Here is a 19,111-nt window from a genome sequence, read left to right on the forward strand (position 1 = left end):
AATGATAGAAATTACACAACCACAGCAAGTCCTGTTTTTTCTTTTCGGAGGTCTGACCATAGCTTCGGCTCTTTTTGTGATTCTTCACAAAAACCCGGTGATTTCAGCGGTCTTCCTTGTATTGTCCTTCTTTTCACTTGCGGGCCTTTACGGGGTGATGAATGCCGTTTTCATTGCAACCATGCAGGTTGTAGTGTATGCGGGAGCCATTATGGTTCTGGTCATCTTTGTTTTGATGTTACTCAGTTTGCGGGAAGAAACCCTGAAAGACATCTGGGATAAACCGGTAAAAAAGACTATCATTATGGCCGTTGTCGCTTTTTATTCCTTCCTTTTGATTTCGGTGCTACTTTCAAGGGGAAGTCATTCTTCGGAGGTCGTTCAGATTCCTAAGAGCAGCCATTTTATTTCGGATTCGATCCATTACGAATATAAAGTAAAAGCAGAAAAGGAAGTCAGCCTCAAAGGAAACACAGCTTCGGTAGGAGCTTCTACCTTTTTGGATTATTTACTTCCGTTTGAGCTTATTTCCATATTACTACTTGCCGCTGTTGTCGGAGCGGTAATCATAGCAAAAAAAGAACCGACACAAAAAGAAAACAGTTAGGGGAGTTCAGATTGCAGACACTTATTTCCGGTGTACCGGTGAATTTTTACCTTGCGATTGCCGGTATTCTTTTCTCTATCGGGGTACTCGGTGTATTAATCAGGCGGAATGCCGTTGTAATTTTTATGGCGGTAGAACTCATGTTGAACTCCGTAAACCTCGTTTTCATTACCTTTGCCAAGGCACTGTCCTCTATCAATGGTGAAGTAATCGTATTCTTTGTAATGGCGATTGCAGCAGCTGAAGCAGGAGTGGGTCTGGCCATTGTCATTGCCATATACCGGCAGAAAAAGACATCCAATGTGGATGAGATTAATCTCTTAAAGTGGTAAACCTATGTTAGATCTATTCGCTCTTGTTGTTCTTTTACCCCTGGCCGGATTTTTAATTAATGGTCTTCTTTATAAAAAGATGCCGGAAAAGCTGGCTGCTACCCTGGGCACTCTGGCTGTAGCGATTCCTTTCTTTATTACCCTGGGAGCTTTTCTGGAGTATAAACCTCTTACGGCTACTGCACCACATTATTTCACTCTTTTCGAGTGGATGCAGGCCGGGAATTTTCAGATTAATATTGGCTATCAGGTAGACCAGCTTTCTCTGTACATGACTTTGATTATCACAGGAATCGGTTCTCTGATTCACTTGTATAGTATTGGCTATATGCACGGAGAAGAGGGCTTCAACCGTTTCTTTGTCTATCTGAACCTTTTTATTTTCTCCATGCTGAACCTGGTATTAGGAGATAACCTTGTCCTGATGTTTTTAGGCTGGGAAGGTGTGGGACTCTGTTCTTACCTTCTAATTGGTTTCTACTATGACAAGGATTTCGCGGCCAATGCCGGAATGAAAGCGTTTATCACGAACCGTATCGGGGATGTGGGTTTTGCTGTAGGAATTATCCTCACCTACTGGTATACCGGAAGCGTGAAGTACTCCGAAATCTTACAGGCTATGCCGGCAGCAGAAGGTTTTAAAGAAATTATTAACTTTGTAGCGATTGCCTTTTTTATCGGAGCCATGGGTAAATCGGCCCAGATTCCTCTTTATGTCTGGCTTCCCGATGCGATGGCAGGACCGACTCCCGTGTCTGCCCTTATCCACGCAGCGACTATGGTGACAGCCGGTGTATTCATGATAGCGAGGCTTAACCCGATTTTCTTAGCTGCTACATCCGCGAGCACCTTCATTGCTTTTGTAGGAGCCATTACTGCCTTTTTTGCAGCGACTATAGGGATTTTCCAGAATGACATCAAGAAAGTTCTGGCCTATTCCACCGTATCCCAGCTCGGCTACATGTTTATTGCCATGGGAGTCGGAGCCTATACGGCGGGAATGTTTCATTTGATGACCCATGCTTTTTTTAAAGCCCTCCTCTTCCTCGGTTCGGGTTCTGTGATTCACGCCATGCACCACGAGCAGGACATGAGAAATATGGGGAATGTGAAACAGTATATGAAAATTACCTGGTTTACTTTTCTCATCGGAACCCTGGCCATTGCCGGTATTCCGCCTTTTAGTGGTTTCTTCTCCAAAGACCTGATTTTAGAAAAGGCTTTTACCTATCATCATTACGGAAAAGTTATCTGGCTTCTGGGAATTTCCGGAGCCATTTGCACGGCTTTCTATATGTTTCGCCTCGTTTTTCTTACCTTTTATGGAAAAGAAAGAATCGACCATCACACAAAAGAGCATATGCACGAATCGCCGATTACCATTACCTTGCCTCTCATGATTCTTGCTTTCTTTGCAGCTGTGATGGGACTGGTTCAGATTCCTCACATCCTATTTGGCGGAAACCATCTCTTAGAAAGCTATTTTAAACCCATTTTTTCACAGGGAGAAAGTATTGTAGCTGCCTGGGGAATCAAACAGGAACCTCATCATCTCAGTGCGGGTCTGGAATGGGGACTTTTAATTGGTTCGGTTGCAATTGCTCTCATCGGTATCGCTTATGCCTATAAGAAGTTTATTTCAGGTGCACAGGTACCTCCGAAAGACGAAGATATGCAGGGTCTACCTAAAACCATTTATGCCAAATACTATGTGGATGAGATTTATGAGTCCGCTTTTATCCAACCTCTAATCCAGCTTTCTAACTGGTTATCCGCTTTCTTTGATAAGAAAGTGATAGATGGAATCGTAGAAGGAACCGGGAAGGTTTTTCTTGCTATCTCGGAAAGAGTTCGGAAATTACAAACGGGTATCGTTGGAGATTATGCTTTCTCGATTGTAATCGGAACTATACTTGTGATCGCTTATTTACTCTTCAGTGGAGCTTAATTCGACATGCCAGAATCTATATTAACCCTCATCACATTTTCTCCCCTCCTGGGAGTTTTCCTCATTGCCTTTTTAAAAAAAGAAACGGCTATCAAATGGGCAAGTGCACTTATCACCCTCTTGAGTTTTGTGATAAGTCTACCCCTAATGAAAGCTTTTGATAAAAGCCATTCCGGTTTACAGTTTATCCACAGAGTTCCCGATTGGATTGTCTCCGGGAACCTGAGAATTGACTACTATATGGGTCTTGATGGAGTGGCTCTACTACTCTTTGTCCTGACTTCCTTTTTGTTTTTTATTTCCAGTGTAGCTTCCTGGACCTATATTAAAAAACGTCAGAAAGAATTCTACATTTCTCTTCTTTTGCTTGAAGTAGGAGTTTTCGGAGTTTTCTCTGCCGGGAACCTCGTTCTTTTTTATGTATTCTGGGAACTCATGCTTATTCCTATGGCTCTTCTCATCGGTATCTGGGGAGGAGCGAACAGACTGTATGCAGCCATCAAGTTTTTCATCTATACCATGGCAGGTTCGGTTCTTATGCTGGCCGCTATTCTTATCCTGTATTTCAAAACGGGAATTATAACGATAGAAGAACTTTCTACTTCTCCCTTATACGAGATTTCTCATGAACTTCAGCTCTTCCTTTTCTTTGCTTTTGCCCTGAGCTTTGCCATCAAAATCCCGGTTTTCCCGGTACATACCTGGTTACCTGATGCACACACCGAGGCTCCGACTGCCGGTTCCGTAATTCTTGCGGGAGTGCTTTTGAAAATGGGAACCTACGGTTTTATCCGCTTCTGTATACCTTTCTTTCCCGGCATTTCTCTGGAATATGCAGGATTTATCATGTCTCTCGCGGTTATCGGCATTATCTACGGTGCACTTGTAGCCATGGTTCAGAAAGATGGAAAGAAGCTGATTGCCTATAGTTCGGTTTCTCACCTTGGCTTCTGTCTTCTGGGCCTTATGAGTTTTACGGAAGAAGGCGTTATGGGTGGAATGATCCAGATGATAAACCACGGGGTTTCAACCGGTATGCTCTTCCTTATGATCGGGATGATTTACGAGAGAACTCATACCCGAATGATAGCCGATTACGGTGGAATCGCGAAGGTAGTTCCAACTTTCGCCATATTTTTTATGATAGCCATGCTTTCTTCTGTAGGCCTTCCCGGTATGAATGGTTTCGTGGGAGAATTCCTGGTTTTACTCGGAACTTTAAAAGCCAATGTGGTTCTCGGAATTCTTGCCGGAACGGGGGTTGTCTGGGCTGCGGCTTATCTTCTCTGGTTCACCAAGCGTTTTCTTTTTGGAGAAGTTACAAATGAGAACAATAAATCACTTTCTGATTTAAATGCAAGAGAAATTGGGGTTTTGATTCCTATGGTAATTCTAATTTTCTGGTTTGGTTTATACCCCAAACCGTTTATGGATTATCTAAAGCCTTCTGTGAATGTTTACCTGAACTCGGCTTCGGTAAAGGCCATTACTGAAAGGAATGCTAAATCTTTCGAAGAAAAAACATACAAAGACTACATAAGTCTTGGTGTAAAACCCGGTTCTTTTGAAGAGCGTTTAAAAGGTTATACCGGGAAATATGCTCTTTTAATTGAAAAGAGTTCTAAGAAAGAACCGGGACATTCCGAGCCGGAAAAACCAAAAACTCCGGATGTACATAAGGATACTCATTAAGAGGATTAGTAATTATGAATATTATACCTGCAAAAGCTGATATACTTTCAATCTTACCCGCTCTGATTCTGAGCGGAGGCGGTCTGATTCTTCTTGTCTTGCAATTTTTTTCTAAGTCTGAAGAAAGGAGATTACCGAGATATTTCACCGGTCTGATTCTTACTATAGCCCTCTGGAAAACACTGGATAGTGGTTTTGGTTATCCGGGCTTCGGTCGTTATTTTCGTGACCAAATTACCTTTACTACAGTTTCGAGCTGGCTAAATCTTCTTTATGTAATTACAGCCCTTCTGACAGTTATTGCTTCTCCGAGAATATTAAAGCAGCATAATGTAAACTTTCCCGAATTTTATCCGCTTCTTCTTTTTGCTACAACCGGGATGTTCTTTATGACCTCAGCTTCAGATTTAATCCTGATGTTTGTAGGCTTGGAAACCCTTTCTATTGCGTTGTATGTAATGATTGGAATGGCAAGAAACGAAATGTCCTGTCTGGAAGCGAGCCTGAAGTATTTTCTTTTAGGAGCCTTTACTTCCGGGTTTATGCTCATGGGAATCGCCTTCTTATACGGAGGAAGCGGTTCTACTTTGATGATAACCGCTTTTCAACCCATCATAGATGGAACCGCAACTACCTATTCCAAAATCGGTCTCGGACTTCTATTGGTGGGAGTGGCTTTTAAAATCGCCCTGGTTCCTTTTCACTCCTGGACCCCGGATGTATACGAAGGAGCCCTGACTACCATGACAGGATTTATGGCTTCGGCTCCGAAAGCAGCAGCTATGGGGCTTATGCTAATTATCTTCCAGTATCTCTTCCCGGTAATTCAGAATACTTCCTGGAATATTCTTATAGGGGGCCTTGCTTTTCTCTCTATGACTTTCGGAAATATTCTTGCTCTAAAGCAGGATAATCTCAAGCGGGTTCTGGCTTACTCTTCCATTTCTCACGCCGGTTATGTGGTAGCGGGGATCGCCTGTGGAGCGAACTTGGAAGTAGTTTACTATCTGGTTATATACGCATTTACGAATATAGCGGCCTTCTCGATTATCGCTTATCTCGAAAACGGAAAGAATATCATTACCTATTCAAGTCTGCGTTACCTGGTAAAAACCAAACCCTGGTCGGCTATAGGGCTTGTTGCTCTTTTCTTTTCTTTAGGTGGCATTCCTCCTTTAGGTGGATTCTGGACAAAGTTGTTCCTATTTCAAAAAATTGCCGAGTCGGATAGTCCTTTAAATCGCTTCTTACTTATCACGGGGGTTATTAACTCTGCCATCGCGATTTTCTATTACTTGAGACTTACTGTGAACGCTTTCATGACAGAAGAAACCGGAGAAGTTGTTGAAGAAAGTATTCCTGCAAGCTGGGGCCTCTCTTTTACTTCTATCCTGGGGATTCTTATTGTTTCCTTAAGCTGGATTATTTTTCAACCATCCAGCCTATAAGATAATATCTGAAAATGGTATAAATGCAGGCGAGAAAGCATTTTCTCGCCTACTTGTTTTTAAAAATCTCTCCTTAAATGAAAAAAAAATTATCCCTCTTTATACTTCTTATAGGAATCATCTATCTTTCTTATATACTCCTTAATGCTGATTTTCCAAAAGAGAAGGAAACCATCTATTACAACGGAAACGTAATTACTCTCGAAGATTCTAATCCGAAAGCCGAGGCTGTTTTAATTCAAGATGGACTTATCCGCTCTGTAGGGACAAATGAAGATATTCTTAAACTCCAAACAAAAAATACAAAGCTTGTGAATATGAAGGGAAAATTTCTTCTACCCGGTTTTATAGATCCTCATACGCATCCCGATATTTCGGCCTTTCTGCACGGAATGGTGGATTTATCCGGCTTTAAGCACAAAACCCATGCAGAAGTTTGGGCTCATTTTGAAAAAAGTGTAAAACAATATAAGAAGGGAGAATGGATTTTATGCAAGGGTCTGGACTCAATTTTAATTCCGGATTTAAAAACACCCCACATTTCTTATCTGGATAAAATAGCTCCTGAAAATCCGGTCGTCATTCTATCCCAGAGTTTACATTCTTACTGGGCAAATACAAAAGCCTTTCAGGATGCAGGAATAACAAAAGATACTCCGGCACCCTCCCAATCAAGCTTCTATGAAAAAGATGAGAGAGGAAATTTGACCGGATTGATCGTAGAGCAGGAAGCTTTCGGTCCTATACGGGAAGCCATGTTAAAAGCTACTCCGAAAAGTAGGCTTATGAAAAATGTAGAAACCGTGATGGACACCTATGCCAGAAGGGGTTTTACTACTATAGTCACAGCGGGCCTTACTTCTAAAGATAAGATTATCCTAAAATTATATGAGCACCTTTCCGCAAAAAAACCTAGTTTTTCTTCTTCGCTTCTTTCTCTATTTGGAATTTTTCCGAAGCGAAAGCCCATGCCGAGACATTTCGTCTACTTACGTAAAGATGCAACAAAACTTCTTCCCCTTCCTTCTGAAAAAGGAGATGATTTTTTCCGGGTAGCCGGCCTAAAACTCTGGTATGATGGCTCTCCCTATACCGGTTCTATGTATCTCGAAGAACCCTATTTTCGTTCTCAGCTAACAGAGAAGGAACTGCATATTTCTTCAGGTCATAGAGGAAAGGCCCTTCTCGAAAAAGAAGAACTCGAAGATTTAATAAAGCAGTATAGCGAGGATAAGTGGCAGATTCTGATTCATGTTCAGGGAGACAGGGCTATACGGGAAAGTTTAGAAGCTTTTGAAAAGGTACAAAAGACTGTAGATATTCGTCCTTTGCGGCATCGACTTGAACATTGCCTGCTTCTGGATAAAACCTGGCTTGAAAGAATGAAACAAGTAAACCTTTCTCCGAGTCTTCACATTAACCACATTTACTACTATGGCCTTGCTCTACAGGATTCCATTTTAGGAAAAGAGAGGACTGCAAAAATATTGCCTTTGCGTTCTATTACGGATACGAGCCTGGCCTTTTCATTACATGCCGATCAACCTATGTTTGAAAGTGAGCCTTTTTCCTTGATGGCAACAGCCATTCAACGACAAACAAGAGAAGGCTTTGTTATAAATCCTGATGAAACCATTGATAGACTTACAGCCTTGAAGTCTCTGACAACAATGGCTGCCTGGCAAATCGGCATGGAAGATAAACTCGGCTCTATTCGAGAAGGCAAATATGCAGATTTAATTCTTTTGGATGATAATCCTCTCAGCATCCCCATTGAAAAGCTAAGGAATATCCGGGTTTTAAAGACTCTTATTCACGGAAACCCGGTTCAATAAGCAATTTCTAATCTATTGTTAAGAAAGAATCGGACGAAATAAACAAAAATAGAAAACTATCTTTTTTAGCGGATACGTGTAGGGCTGTATTCTTTACTTGATATTAACTTGAATGTAATTTAATTGTAACAAAAATTTTGCCTGATAAAGATAGTTTATTAGGAGAATCTTTTTTATGAAAATTCCGTTTTCGAAGATGACAACGAGGGCAATCGCGTATACAGCCCTTTTATTATCTGCTTTATATTTTACCTCACCGGTTTTAATTTCTCAGAGTTTACCGGATACAAAGGATAAGGTTACCAATCCCGCTGAAAAAACACCGGCAAAGACCCCTGAAAAAACTGAAGAAAAAAAAGAAGTAAGCCAGGCTGAAAGTAAATCACCCGGTCTTGTAGACCTGTTTTTTAAAGGTGGCTGGTCCATGTATCCTCTGGCCCTTGCCTCTATTATCGGGCTCGGAGTTGCTTTTGAAAGGCTATATTTCTTTTTTGCTACCCGCCTTATTTCGAAAGGTTACAACCAGGGGCTTGTAGATGCTATCGAAGAGAAAGGTCTGGAAGGTGCTAAAGAATTTATTGAGACACATAAGAAAGATAAAATTTCGGAAGTTCTGGTAAATGGAATGGATGTATCCAGGGAAGATCCGGATCTGTTCGCCAAAGGTATAGAAAGAGAAGCCGGAGAAGTTTTAGTAACCCTTGAAAGAGGACTTGTAGTTCTTGCTTCTGTTTCCACGATTGCTCCTCTTATCGGGTTTTTGGGAACTGTTTCCGGGATGATTAATGCTTTTGATGCAATTGCCAATGCCGATCAGGTGAATGCAAAGGTGGTTGCCGGAGGGATTAAAGAAGCTCTGATTACTACTGCCACCGGTCTTATTGTAGCCATACCTGCTATGGCCTTTTATCAATATCTTACAGGTAAGGTAAATGCATTTGCTGCCGAGGTAGAAGAAGCTGCCAACCGTATATATAAAGAATACCTGAAAAAGCAGGCTACGAAGGTTAGTTAAATATGATTTCTCTCAGGAAGAAAACAGAAATGGAAGAAATATCGGCAGCATCCATGTCCGATATCGCCTTCTTACTTCTCGTGTTTTTCATGGTAACGGCTGTTTTTTTTGTGAAAGAAGGTTTGGATATAGACCTTCCGAGAAAGAAAGCCAATGCTCAGAAAATAATGAAAGAAGATTTGTATGACTTCATTGTTACAAATAAAGAGATAAGCCTTGAAAATAAACTTCTGGGTAAGAAAAGAACCTATGGAACTTTTGCTGAATTTAAAACAGAGTTATCTAAAATAGAAGTTCCTAATTTATCGGAAAAGGTAGCCCTGATTCGAACAGAAGGAAAAACTCCTTACGGTAATATGCTTGAGGTTCTTTCAGCAATTCAAGAAAAGGGGTTTAAGAAGATCTCGGTAAAGAGGAAATAATATGTTTCGAAGACGAAAAAAGAACGCACCTAACATTCCCGTTAGTTCTATGGCAGACATTGCATTTCTTCTGCTTGTTTTCTTCATGGTGACTTCGGTATTGGAAACCGATCCGGAGGTTCAAATTGCTGTTCCCGAAGTGAAGGGAGGGAAGCAATTAAAGAAGAAAATTTCGAATATCTATCTGAGTAAAGATGGTGCTATCTTCTATAATACTATGCGGGTTTCTATGCCGGAAGCCGTGAATTATGTAAGAGCCAAGTTAGCAACGACTCCTGACCTGCGGGTTTTAATTCATGCAGACAAAGAAATCGAATATGAAAAAGTGGATAAGGCCTTTTTATTACTCCGGGAGGCCGGGGCTTTAAAAGTCTCTCTGGTTACACAGACTGCACCGGGAGGTGAGTAATGTCTTTAGCCATTATGGAAAAAGAGTTACCTAATCCGGTTCCGCAGAAAAAGGGCAGAAGAAGAACCGCTCTCGAAAAAACGCATCGGTTTATCGACCGAAACAGGATGAACGTAGGTTTAAGCCTTTCTCTGATTTTACAGCTCCTGTTGCTATTTTTCTGGTATGTCCCAAAACCTAGTTTGGAAGATAAGACAAAAAATGTAGCGGAAGATATCGCCTTTGTAGATGTGAATTTACAGGCACCTACGACCAATGCTCCTGATATCCCGGATGATGGAGAAATAGAGCTGACAGATAAAAAGATAATAAAAAAAGATGAGCCGGATCCGAGAATCTCCGGTGCACAGGACGCTGTTTTTTCCGGTGCAACTGCTCCTGTGGATCTAAGTCCTACGGCAAGACCGGAGTATACGGCAGAGGCCAGGTCAAACGGTATCACGGGAACGATTACTCTGGAGGTGATAATTGCCGATTCGGGGGAAGTTCTGCGGGTGCGCTCGGTGGGAAAAAAGCTCGGTTTTGGTCTTGAGGAAGCAGCCATCCGTACCTACAGAAAGAAGAAATTCTCTCCTTCTATTCTGGATGGTAAACCGATTACTGTAAAAGTCCTGGTTCCTATTCGATTTAGTCTCAATTAGAAAGTCCTCATTTTTTCAGTCGATTAAGCGAGCCATTGGTGGCTCGCCTGAGATAGGCAGTTCCTTTCTTTTCTTTTTTTCCTCTAAAAATCTATCTTGAGTATGGAATGATAGTTCGAAAATAGAAGTAATGGTTGCGAAGTTTTTAGAGAGAGTTAAGGACTTTTTCCTCCGAGAAGAAGACTTAGGAGAAAGCTATTCGGAAGAATTAAATATACAGGCAAAGAAAGTTTTGATCATTGCCTGTGTGGTAGGAACTTTTATCTGGTTGCCGTATATTTCTCTTGATAGAGTTATTTTAAGCTCGGAACCTTCAGTTCCTTTTTTACGCCTGGGTTTAAGTCTTGTGAGTTTAATTATTCTTGGTTTGCAATTTTTACCTTCTCTCCAAAAACACAGGACAAAACTTCTGGCCTGCCTTCTTTTTTATCTCGAAGTATCTACCGGTTTGATAAGTGGAATTTCCAAGTGTAAACCCGTTTATATCGGAGGCTACTACTTTGTTATCCTTGCCCCTGTTATTCTTCCGATTCAGAGAATGCACGCATACCTGATTCTTATGATTTCTCTTGTAAGTTTCTCAATTTTTGCACTTTTTTTTGGTTCTACTCTAAGTGGCTACGAAAGTGTTTACCAGATTGCTGATTTTATTGGAGTCGTAATATTTGCGTTTTTCCTAATTTACTATATGGATAGACTCCGTTTTTCTCACTGGAAAAAAACTTCTCTCGAAAAACAGCAAAGAGAACGCTATAAGCAAAGTGTAGAAATGGTAGAAGGAATTATACAGGAATCTGAAACTTTGCTTAAGGAAGTAAAGGTAAGCGGAGAAGTTTTAACTACCTTTTCTAATGATTTAAAAAACGTGGTAGACAGGCAAATGCTTATATTTGCAGACAATCAAAAAATCGAGGAACACCTACTTTCTTCTTTTAAGAAGTTTAAAGATAAGACGGAAGAGCAAATCCGCTTAAACAATGAGGGGAAAAACTTTGTTACTGTTGTTCAGGGAGAATTGGAAGTCAGCAGCACGATTGCTTCAAAAGCCAATATGGAAACGAATAAGGCTTTTTCTGCCGGCAAAGAGAGTATTGTAAAATTAGAGGAAATTCGAAATACAATAGATAGACTCAAACAGGAATCCAGGCGAATAGAAGAAATTTCGAGATCAATAAATGAAATAGCTGATAGAACAAATCTTCTTTCTCTGAATGCTTCTATTGAATCGGCCAGGGCCGGTGTACATGGAAAAGGTTTTGTAGTGGTTGCAGGAGAAGTTTCGAAACTGGCAGACAAGAGTATGGAGTCATCGAGAGAAATTGGGGGAATTATCAATTCTTCTATACAAACAATTAATGAGGCTTCTAAGAGTATTAAAAATATTTCTTATTCTATCAGTGAAATCAGTATGTTTATTGAAAGCGATAAAAAATTTCTCACTACTTTTGGGGAAGTGGTAAAGAGACAGGAAGAGAATATATCAAAATTAGTAAGAAATCTTGATATTTCCAGCCAGGAGTCGAGGGAAATTGATTTATTGGCCGATGAAAACCTCTCCCGGCTTTCGAGTTCTGAAGATAGAAAGAAACAGCTTCACCGCTTTGCCACCAAGCTAAAAAATATGTCCGGGAATATAGATGATATTTCTGACAACCTCTATTCCTACATAACCAAACTGAATAAAAAATTGCAGGAAGCGAGGCGTATTCATTAGTCCAACCTTATATAATACGGAATAAAACCTAACTGGTTAGATTTATCAATGTCGATGTAGGTTGTAATTTCTTCATTTATTTTTTGAACCCAGACTACGCTTGCACTAAGAGTTGCATTTTTGATTTTTTCTTCTTTTCCCTGTAGAGTAGCTTCTATTACTTTTTTAACCGTTTGAATGTTAATAGCTTCCGTGCCTCTGTGCAGGTTAATAATCAACCAGCCGGTCAAGCCGGTAATGACACCTACAAACTCTTTCTTTCCCCTTTCGTTTACGCAATTGGAATAGTCCTGAAAATTTGGCGATATATTTTTAGGTTGAGTCTGGGTTCCGATTTCAATGTATAACAATTCGGCTTTAGTGGTACTCTGTTCATCCAATTCATTATCTATCTGGATTCGGAAAATACTACTGAGTTCCGCCAGATGTTTTTTATCCAGGGTTTTATCTTCAGTTTTCAGGGTATTTTCGAAATCAGCAGAGAGGGAAGTTATTATTTTTTTCTTATAAATCTGGGAAAGAGAGATAGATTTTGGATGCTGAGAAATTCTTGCATATTTTGTAAACTCATCATAGTGACTACTATGGCAGGATCTGTATTCGAGTTGCTCGGAAAAAAGATTTCGACTTCGTTCACTTTTATTAATCACCTGATAAATATAATTAGACCAGACTTTTTTAGCCAACTTTTCAAAGATACCTGTTCTATCTATTTTATGAGATTCTTCTTTGAGCTTTTTTACATCCTCTTTAATATCCTGATTGTGAATGTCATTCGGATCAATTAAAAATTCCGAATAAGTAATTTCATGAGCCTTCTGCCAGAAGCCCTGAGTAGGTTTACAATCATTTGCATCTTTGTTGTATAAGGTATAGGGGCATAATTCTTCGGTAGGGACATTCCGTATCCCCAGTTGCCTCGGAACGCTCGAACAATGAGCGGATAAGAATAACACTGTAAACAATAGAATTTTTCTTATACTTTTATTCATCTACATTAGACTCTATCGAAATAGTTTAATTTTCTTCTATTCATAAATAATGAATCGGTAATTCCTGTCTTTTTTTATTGAGTAGGCATAAAGTGAGTTTAATTATCCGAATCTCTTCTTGACAGGGCAAAGAGGGAAAGAGAGTATGAGTGAAAGATTCATTTCGGAGGATAATTTTGTTTAAAAAAATTGCTTTTTTTCTATTTCTTGTCTTTTTGCTTTCTTATTGTAAGCCTTCTACGAAAACCTGTTCCTTTATTTACGAACCTAAAACTACTAATCTCGAATGGACTGCCTATAAATTTACCCAGATGCTGGGTGTGAAAGGAAGTTTTAAAGATGTAGATGTAAAGGGCTTGAAAGCAGGTAAAACTATAGAAGAATCGGTGACCGATTTAACATTTTCCATTAAAACCTCCGGTGTTGATACCAAGCTTCCGGAACGTGATGCAAAGCTTGTAAAATACTTTTTTGCAAAACTTCTTAAGGGAGAAACCTTAGAAGGTAAATTTCAAAATGTCGGCTTAAACAAAGCTGATTTAGTATTGAAAATCAATAATGAAGAAAAAACAATACCACTTGAATACAGTATAGAAAATGAGACCAGGGTAAGCCTAAAAACCAAAATCAACCTTTTAGATTGGAATGCAAAAGAAGCACTTGATTCATTAAATGCGATTTGTAAAGATCTACATACCGGAACAGATGGAATTTCAAAACTCTGGCCGGATGTAGAAATCAAAGTAGTTTCAACTTTTCAAAAAAAATGTGAATAATATGAGATACTTTTTCAGCTTCTATATCCTGTTTTTTAGCCTTCAGCCTTTGTTTTCAAAAGAATGTAAATTCTTTTTTGATAGATATAACTCGCATCTACAGTGGACGGCTTATAAATTTACAGAGAAAATAGGGGTTGATGGTACATTTAGCCGGTTTAAAGTAAAAAATCTGAGACCTTCTGAGTCCATTATGAAAACGGTTGGTGGAATTGTTTTTGCTATTGACCCGGCGAGCATTAATACAATGAATAAAACCAGGGATCGAGTGATTCTTCGCCATTTCTTCGGAAACCTGAAAGGACGAAAAAAGATTTATGGAACATTTCGAAATATTTATTCAGACTCAGCCCAATTAGTTTTGAGTATGAATAAGAAGAAAATCAAGACCCCGGTTAAATATTCGATTATCGGAGAAGACCAACTGGAAGTAAGCGGAACTTTGGATCTCACGGAATGGAATGCTCAAAAAGCTCTTCATAAGCTAAACATTGCCTGTACAGATACCCATAAAGGTAAGGATGGTTTGAGTTATCTCTGGCCTCTTGTAGATTTTAAAGTAATTGCTAAATTTACAAAAGCGTGTAAGTAGGGATTTTTGATTAGAAATAAGTATATACCTTACACATAGGGCCGAATTCCTTCTGTTCTTAGCTGACTCTCTTTTAATTAAAGAAAAACTTCCGGTTTTTTAAGGATAAACCCAAACGATAGATAATTGTTCTGGATGAAACATAATTTTGAGGTTTTTGAGGATGAAAAAATCAATCTACAGTCTCTTCATTTTAACTCTATTCTTCCTTTTTTCCTGTATTCGGGCTATTGATTACTATAATGCGAGGGGGGCAGAAACGGATATGTCAAATTTCATGAAACAGGCCGGTCTTCCGACTAAAAATCTCGAGTGTAGGATGTTAGATGGTAGCAGAATTTTCACCTGCCTAATTGATATCAATGAAGAAGAAGTCCAAAAGTTGATTCGGAACTTTAAGCTATTACCGGGAAAAGCAGATATGGTAAAACCCTATCCTCCTAAGGAGTCTTCACCTGTTGGATGTGAAGAACTCCCTGATTTTTCCCCCGATTTAATAGAGGAATACAGAACCGAAAAATATAGGCCGAAAGAAACCGGTGGTTTTGATTTTTTTCGTATTTTATTTAATAAAACTGAAAAAAAAGGCTGTATTCATAGCGCTTATGGATACGGATAATGAAAGAAACCTATCTTCTTGTTTTAAGGTTTTTCAATAAATGACGATACTAAATAGCGAACCGGTACGTGAAAAAACTATGGCCGGAAAATCGGGTGACAAATTTCTTAGATTTATTATCCTGAAGAATATCTAATTTGGAGTTTAAATGCTATGGGTGAAGGCTCACTTTCGCAAGACGAGATAGATGCACTATTGGCAGGTGCCGATGATACTCCTTTCGCTGATCCGGGAAGTGGAGGTGGTGGCGGTAGCACAATTGTACCTCCTATGTCTCCGGTAGATAAAGAGCTACTGGCTGATATCTATAATTCTGCCTTTCAGATGGGTTCGGGAACGCTTTCTTCGCTTTTATCCAAGCAATCCAGGTTTTCTCCGATAGATGTTCAGGTAAAAAAGCCGGCGGAATTAACTCGTTCTCTCGGAAATAATAACGCCTATGTAAGTGCCAAATTCCTTTCCCAGGAAGTCAGCGGGAAGTTTACCTTATTGATGCCAGCTGATGATGCTTCCAAATTGGCCAGTGTTTTTATGGGGGGAATGGCAAAAGGTGATGTAGCAAGCCGAATGAAAGACCTGAAAAGCTGTATGGAACCGGTTTTGAATACAGCAAATAGTGTTATACAACAGAAACTTGGGATTATTCTTCCTGTTTCTTCGTATGATGCAAATATAGCAGCTTCCTCGAATGACATACCCATGCCGGAAGGTAATCAGATTGTTCAGATGATATTTAATCTGGAAGTGGATGGTCTGCCTACTTTTAAAATGAATGTTTTCTTAAGCCTTCCAACTGCTGAAAATATTCTTGCATTAACCCGAAAGCACCAGGTTACCCAGCAACAGGCCCAAGAAGTTCATAATATGGGAGGTGGAGGCATTAATATTCAGCATAATCCGGCAGCTTCTGCTTATAGTGGAATGTCTCAGGCGCAACAGGTTCCAATAAAGGGAGTGGGTTTCCCTTCTTTATCTACAGCAGGTGCTCCACAGCAGGGAGGAAACCTGAACCTGCTTATGGACGTACAGATGTCCCTTACAGTGGAACTCGGAAGAACCAAGATGTATATCAAAGACATTCTGGGTCTCGGAGAGGGTTCTATTATCGAGTTGGATAAACTGGCCGGCGAGCCGGTTGACCTCCTTGTGAATGGAAAACTGATTGCTAAAGGTGAGGTTGTGGTAATCGATGAAAACTTCGGTGTGCGGGTAACGGATATTGTGAGTCCAACCGACCGACTCAAAACCGAAGGCAAATAAAAACAAAATAAGCGACTGTCCAAAAGGAAGTCGCTTTCTTTTATCCTATTGTTTCCCTGTTTTTTAAAAGACTGAAATCATAAAAACTATGTACCTTACATTTCGGTAAAGCCCTATTGGTATTTAAAAATATAAGCGGCACCGGAATCAGTAGCTGCGTTATCATTAGTAATACTGGCATTATCTGTGTTATAGATTGTATTCAAATTATTGTCTTCACGAGAACTACCGACTATGATATATTTACCACTGATATAAACAGTTTGGCCGAACTGATCCCCTGCTTTAGTATTTGTTGCTTTCAGGTAAGCATCCTGTGTCCAGATTCCTGTAACCACGTTTCTTTTGAAAACATAAACCGCTCCGGCATCTGTAGCCGAATCATCATCTGTAAAACTGGCATTATCAGTATTATTGATAGTCGTAGATACATTGTCTTCTAAATAGGCAGAAACTACGGCATAATTACCACTGATAGAGATAGAGTTTACGCCAAATTTATCACCGACACCTGTGTTGGTGGGTTTTAAATAGGCATCCTGTATCCAGTTTCCTGTTGTTTCATCTCTTTTAAAAATATAGGCAGCACCGGAGTCTGTAGATAAGTCGTTATCTGTGAAACTGGCATTGTCTGTGTTGTTAATCCCTGTAAAATTACTATCTTCAGTTCGGGCTCCGACAATAGCGAAATTTCCACTGATAGCAACAGAACTGGCGAAATTATCCCCGGCGGCTGTATTACTTCCTTTCAGGTAGGCATCCTGTATCCAATCACCTGTAGTCGGATCTCTTTTAAAAATATAAGCTGCACCGGAATCAGTAGCTGCGTTGTCATCAGCAATACTACTGTTGTCTACATTATTAATAGAAGTTGAACTATTGTCTTCGGTAATAGCAGCAACGATTAAATAGTCTCCACTCATAGCAAGTCTCTGGCCGAATGAATCGCTTGCTTCTGCGTTGGAGGCTTTCAGATAAGCATCCAGAATCCAATCACCTGTGGTCGAATCTCTTTTAAACACATAGACAGCACCGGCACTTGCAGCTGAATCGTCATCTGTAAAACTCGCATTATCTGTATTATTTATGGAAGTAAAATTGCTGCTTTCTCCGGATGCTCCCACGGCTGCATAGTTTCCACTTATTGTAACACCGGTACCAAATTTATCTACGGGTCCAGCATTGGTAGCTTTTAAATAAGCATCCTGAATCCAGTTGCCGGAAGAGTCTCTTTTGAAGATATAGGCTGCACCGCTAGCGTTGACAAATGTGGTATCGGTAATACTCCCATTGTCGGTATTGTTGATAGAAGTCGAGCCATTATCTTCATCGGGTGCACCAGCAATGATGTAATCACCACTTATGGCAACTTGCCAGCCAAAATTATCTACAGCCTCAGCATTTGTTGTTTTTAAATAGGCATCCTGAATCCAATCACCTGTAGTCGCATCTCTTTTAAATACATAGACAGCACCCGAGTCAGCAACCGAGTTGTCATCTATAAAACTGGCATTGTCGGTATTGTTGATAGTAGTGGAGCTATTGTCTTCAGAATTTACTGCAACTACCGCATAATCACCATCAATTGCAACTCTGGAACCAAAACCATTACTCGCGTCATTATTGCTGGCTTTTAAATAGGCATCCTGTATCCAGACACCATCTTTGATTGTAATAGGAAGAATTGTGTTAATATTTCCGAAACTATTTGCTGCTGTAATTGTATAATTTTGGCTCGCAGTAATTGTATCTGGAGTTCCGCTTATAGTGCAATTAGTCGTATTTAAACTCAAGCCTGAGGGCAGAGCAGGAGATACGCTACAAGTAGTTATTGCTCCTACTAAAGTCGGACTTATGCTTACAGCAATATTCTGGGATAAATTATAACTTGTGTTTGGGTAGGCGATACCGAGGAGTATTTCTGTTTTAATTTCTTCCATTAGGGAATTTATAAATGAGCTTGAATCCACTTGAGTATCGTTTGTAGTTGTGGTAGTATCAGGGTTTTGGTCTACGGATGAAGGAGTGCTTGTATCTTCTGTAATTGTAGCTACTTCATAAGTTATTTGGATATTAGAAGGAATTGTAATATCCAATTTCGTAGTATCATTTTTGATTTCTTCGAGAGATTCTTTGGTTGTTTTAGAGCTTAAATCAATTTTAATATCTCCCATATCTTTAATCGGAGTTTTAACCGAAATTGTATTTATTTTTCCGGCTTTTAAATTTATTGTATATTCTCCATTACTGTCTGTTAGGCCTCCTATCGTGTTATCAGTGATGATTCCTTCTGAAAGAAGGTCTCCGGTACAGGAGAAAATCGTGAATCTATCTGATTCGGCCTGGATCTCATTATTATAATAATAAACAATAGATTGACCTGAGCGAATATTGTTCAGCTTTGCAATGGACTGAATTTTTTTATTTGTGCTACTCCCATAATAAACTTCATAGCAAGCATTTGAAGACTTCTGCTCAAATAAATCCGGCTGAATGATTTTCACACATCGTAGATAATTTTTTTTGAAAGAGTAATCAACGCAACGAATAGTATCATTTGAATTCTGCCTTCCCTTTTTGGAAAGACTGCTGGAAATACCTGTTGTGTTCAGGATGAGTACAGAGTTTGAGATAGGTTTTCCATTTGCATCGTTTAGCTTGCCCTTGATGGACATAGATACTTTTTGCTTATTATCATTTTGCAAAAAGAAAAGACGTATCAAAGAATCCTTCCCATCTGAAGAAGTAATCTTACAGGATAAAAGAAAAAAAAATGGAAAATAGATTAGAATTCTCAAAGCATAAGCTC

The 19,111-nt window shown here is 39.6% G+C and carries 17 protein-coding genes; 15 read left to right on the top strand and 2 right to left on the bottom strand.

What is annotated here, in order from left to right; all coding sequences use genetic code 11:
- Window position 1: 1 nt before the first annotated feature.
- The 11 genes from H7A25_06425 (at window position 2) to H7A25_06475 (ending at window position 12,063) form a co-directional block, all read left to right on the top strand.
- A complete protein-coding gene (locus H7A25_06425; GenBank protein MCP5499520.1) occupies window positions 2-607 on the top strand; it encodes an NADH-quinone oxidoreductase subunit J in 606 nt (201 codons plus the stop codon).
- An 11-nt stretch (window positions 608-618) separates the two neighbouring features.
- Window positions 619-939: an NADH-quinone oxidoreductase subunit NuoK gene (gene nuoK / locus H7A25_06430; protein ID MCP5499521.1), complete on the top strand. Its 321-nt coding sequence runs from the start codon at window positions 619-621 to the stop codon at window positions 937-939.
- Between the two features lie 4 nt (window positions 940-943).
- On the top strand, window positions 944-2,887 hold the full coding sequence (nuoL, locus tag H7A25_06435) for an NADH-quinone oxidoreductase subunit L (protein ID MCP5499522.1): 1,944 nt from the start codon (window positions 944-946) through the stop codon (window positions 2,885-2,887).
- A 6-nt stretch (window positions 2,888-2,893) separates the two neighbouring features.
- Entirely contained in the window at window positions 2,894-4,579 is a 1,686-nt protein-coding gene (locus H7A25_06440; GenBank protein MCP5499523.1) for an NADH-quinone oxidoreductase subunit M, read from the top strand.
- 14 nt (window positions 4,580-4,593) lie between these two features.
- Window positions 4,594-6,027, top strand: coding sequence for an NADH-quinone oxidoreductase subunit N (locus tag H7A25_06445; protein MCP5499524.1), 1,434 nt, complete (start codon window positions 4,594-4,596; stop codon window positions 6,025-6,027).
- A 77-nt stretch (window positions 6,028-6,104) separates the two neighbouring features.
- Window positions 6,105-7,862 (top strand): amidohydrolase, encoded by a 1,758-nt coding sequence (locus H7A25_06450; protein ID MCP5499525.1) that lies wholly within the window; start codon window positions 6,105-6,107, stop codon window positions 7,860-7,862.
- 196 nt (window positions 7,863-8,058) lie between these two features.
- On the top strand, window positions 8,059-8,877 hold the full coding sequence (locus H7A25_06455; GenBank protein MCP5499526.1) for a MotA/TolQ/ExbB proton channel family protein: 819 nt from the start codon (window positions 8,059-8,061) through the stop codon (window positions 8,875-8,877).
- A 2-nt stretch (window positions 8,878-8,879) separates the two neighbouring features.
- Complete coding sequence (locus H7A25_06460; protein MCP5499527.1) at window positions 8,880-9,299, top strand: biopolymer transporter ExbD; 420 nt, start codon at window positions 8,880-8,882, stop codon at window positions 9,297-9,299.
- A 1-nt stretch (window position 9,300) separates the two neighbouring features.
- Entirely contained in the window at window positions 9,301-9,708 is a 408-nt protein-coding gene (locus tag H7A25_06465; protein ID MCP5499528.1) for a biopolymer transporter ExbD, read from the top strand.
- Between the two features lie 14 nt (window positions 9,709-9,722).
- Window positions 9,723-10,349, top strand: coding sequence for an energy transducer TonB (locus H7A25_06470; GenBank protein ID MCP5499529.1), 627 nt, complete (start codon window positions 9,723-9,725; stop codon window positions 10,347-10,349).
- A gap of 130 nt (window positions 10,350-10,479) precedes the next feature.
- Window positions 10,480-12,063 carry a hypothetical protein gene (locus tag H7A25_06475; GenBank protein MCP5499530.1) on the top strand — a complete coding sequence of 528 codons (1,584 nt, stop codon included), beginning with the start codon at window positions 10,480-10,482 and terminating at the stop codon, window positions 12,061-12,063.
- On the opposite strand, the gene H7A25_06480 is transcribed toward H7A25_06475, so the two are convergent.
- Entirely contained in the window at window positions 12,060-13,055 is a 996-nt protein-coding gene (locus H7A25_06480; protein ID MCP5499531.1) for a hypothetical protein, read from the bottom strand. The genes H7A25_06475 and H7A25_06480 overlap by 4 nt on opposite strands.
- 176 nt (window positions 13,056-13,231) lie before the next feature.
- On the opposite strand from H7A25_06480, the gene H7A25_06485 reads away from it, so the two are divergent.
- The 4 genes from H7A25_06485 to fliN all read left to right on the top strand — a co-directional run bounded on the left by H7A25_06485 (window position 13,232) and on the right by fliN (window position 16,302).
- Complete coding sequence (locus H7A25_06485; GenBank protein MCP5499532.1) at window positions 13,232-13,831, top strand: YceI family protein; 600 nt, start codon at window positions 13,232-13,234, stop codon at window positions 13,829-13,831.
- A 1-nt stretch (window position 13,832) separates the two neighbouring features.
- A complete protein-coding gene (locus H7A25_06490; protein MCP5499533.1) occupies window positions 13,833-14,423 on the top strand; it encodes a YceI family protein in 591 nt (196 codons plus the stop codon).
- Window positions 14,424-14,586: 163 nt separating this feature from the next.
- Window positions 14,587-15,042: a hypothetical protein gene (locus H7A25_06495; GenBank protein ID MCP5499534.1), complete on the top strand. Its 456-nt coding sequence runs from the start codon at window positions 14,587-14,589 to the stop codon at window positions 15,040-15,042.
- A gap of 153 nt (window positions 15,043-15,195) precedes the next feature.
- The gene (gene fliN / locus H7A25_06500) at window positions 15,196-16,302 is read left to right on the top strand and encodes a flagellar motor switch protein FliN (protein MCP5499535.1); all 1,107 of its coding nucleotides are present in this window, start codon (window positions 15,196-15,198) and stop codon (window positions 16,300-16,302) included.
- Between the two features lie 113 nt (window positions 16,303-16,415).
- Here the strand turns inward: fliN and H7A25_06505 are convergent, their stop codons facing one another.
- Complete coding sequence (locus H7A25_06505) at window positions 16,416-19,100, bottom strand: putative Ig domain-containing protein (protein ID MCP5499536.1); 2,685 nt, start codon at window positions 19,098-19,100, stop codon at window positions 16,416-16,418.
- Window positions 19,101-19,111: the final 11 nt, after the last annotated feature.

The organism is Leptospiraceae bacterium (assembly GCA_024233835.1).
Lineage (GTDB): Bacteria > Spirochaetota > Leptospiria > Leptospirales > Leptospiraceae > JACKPC01.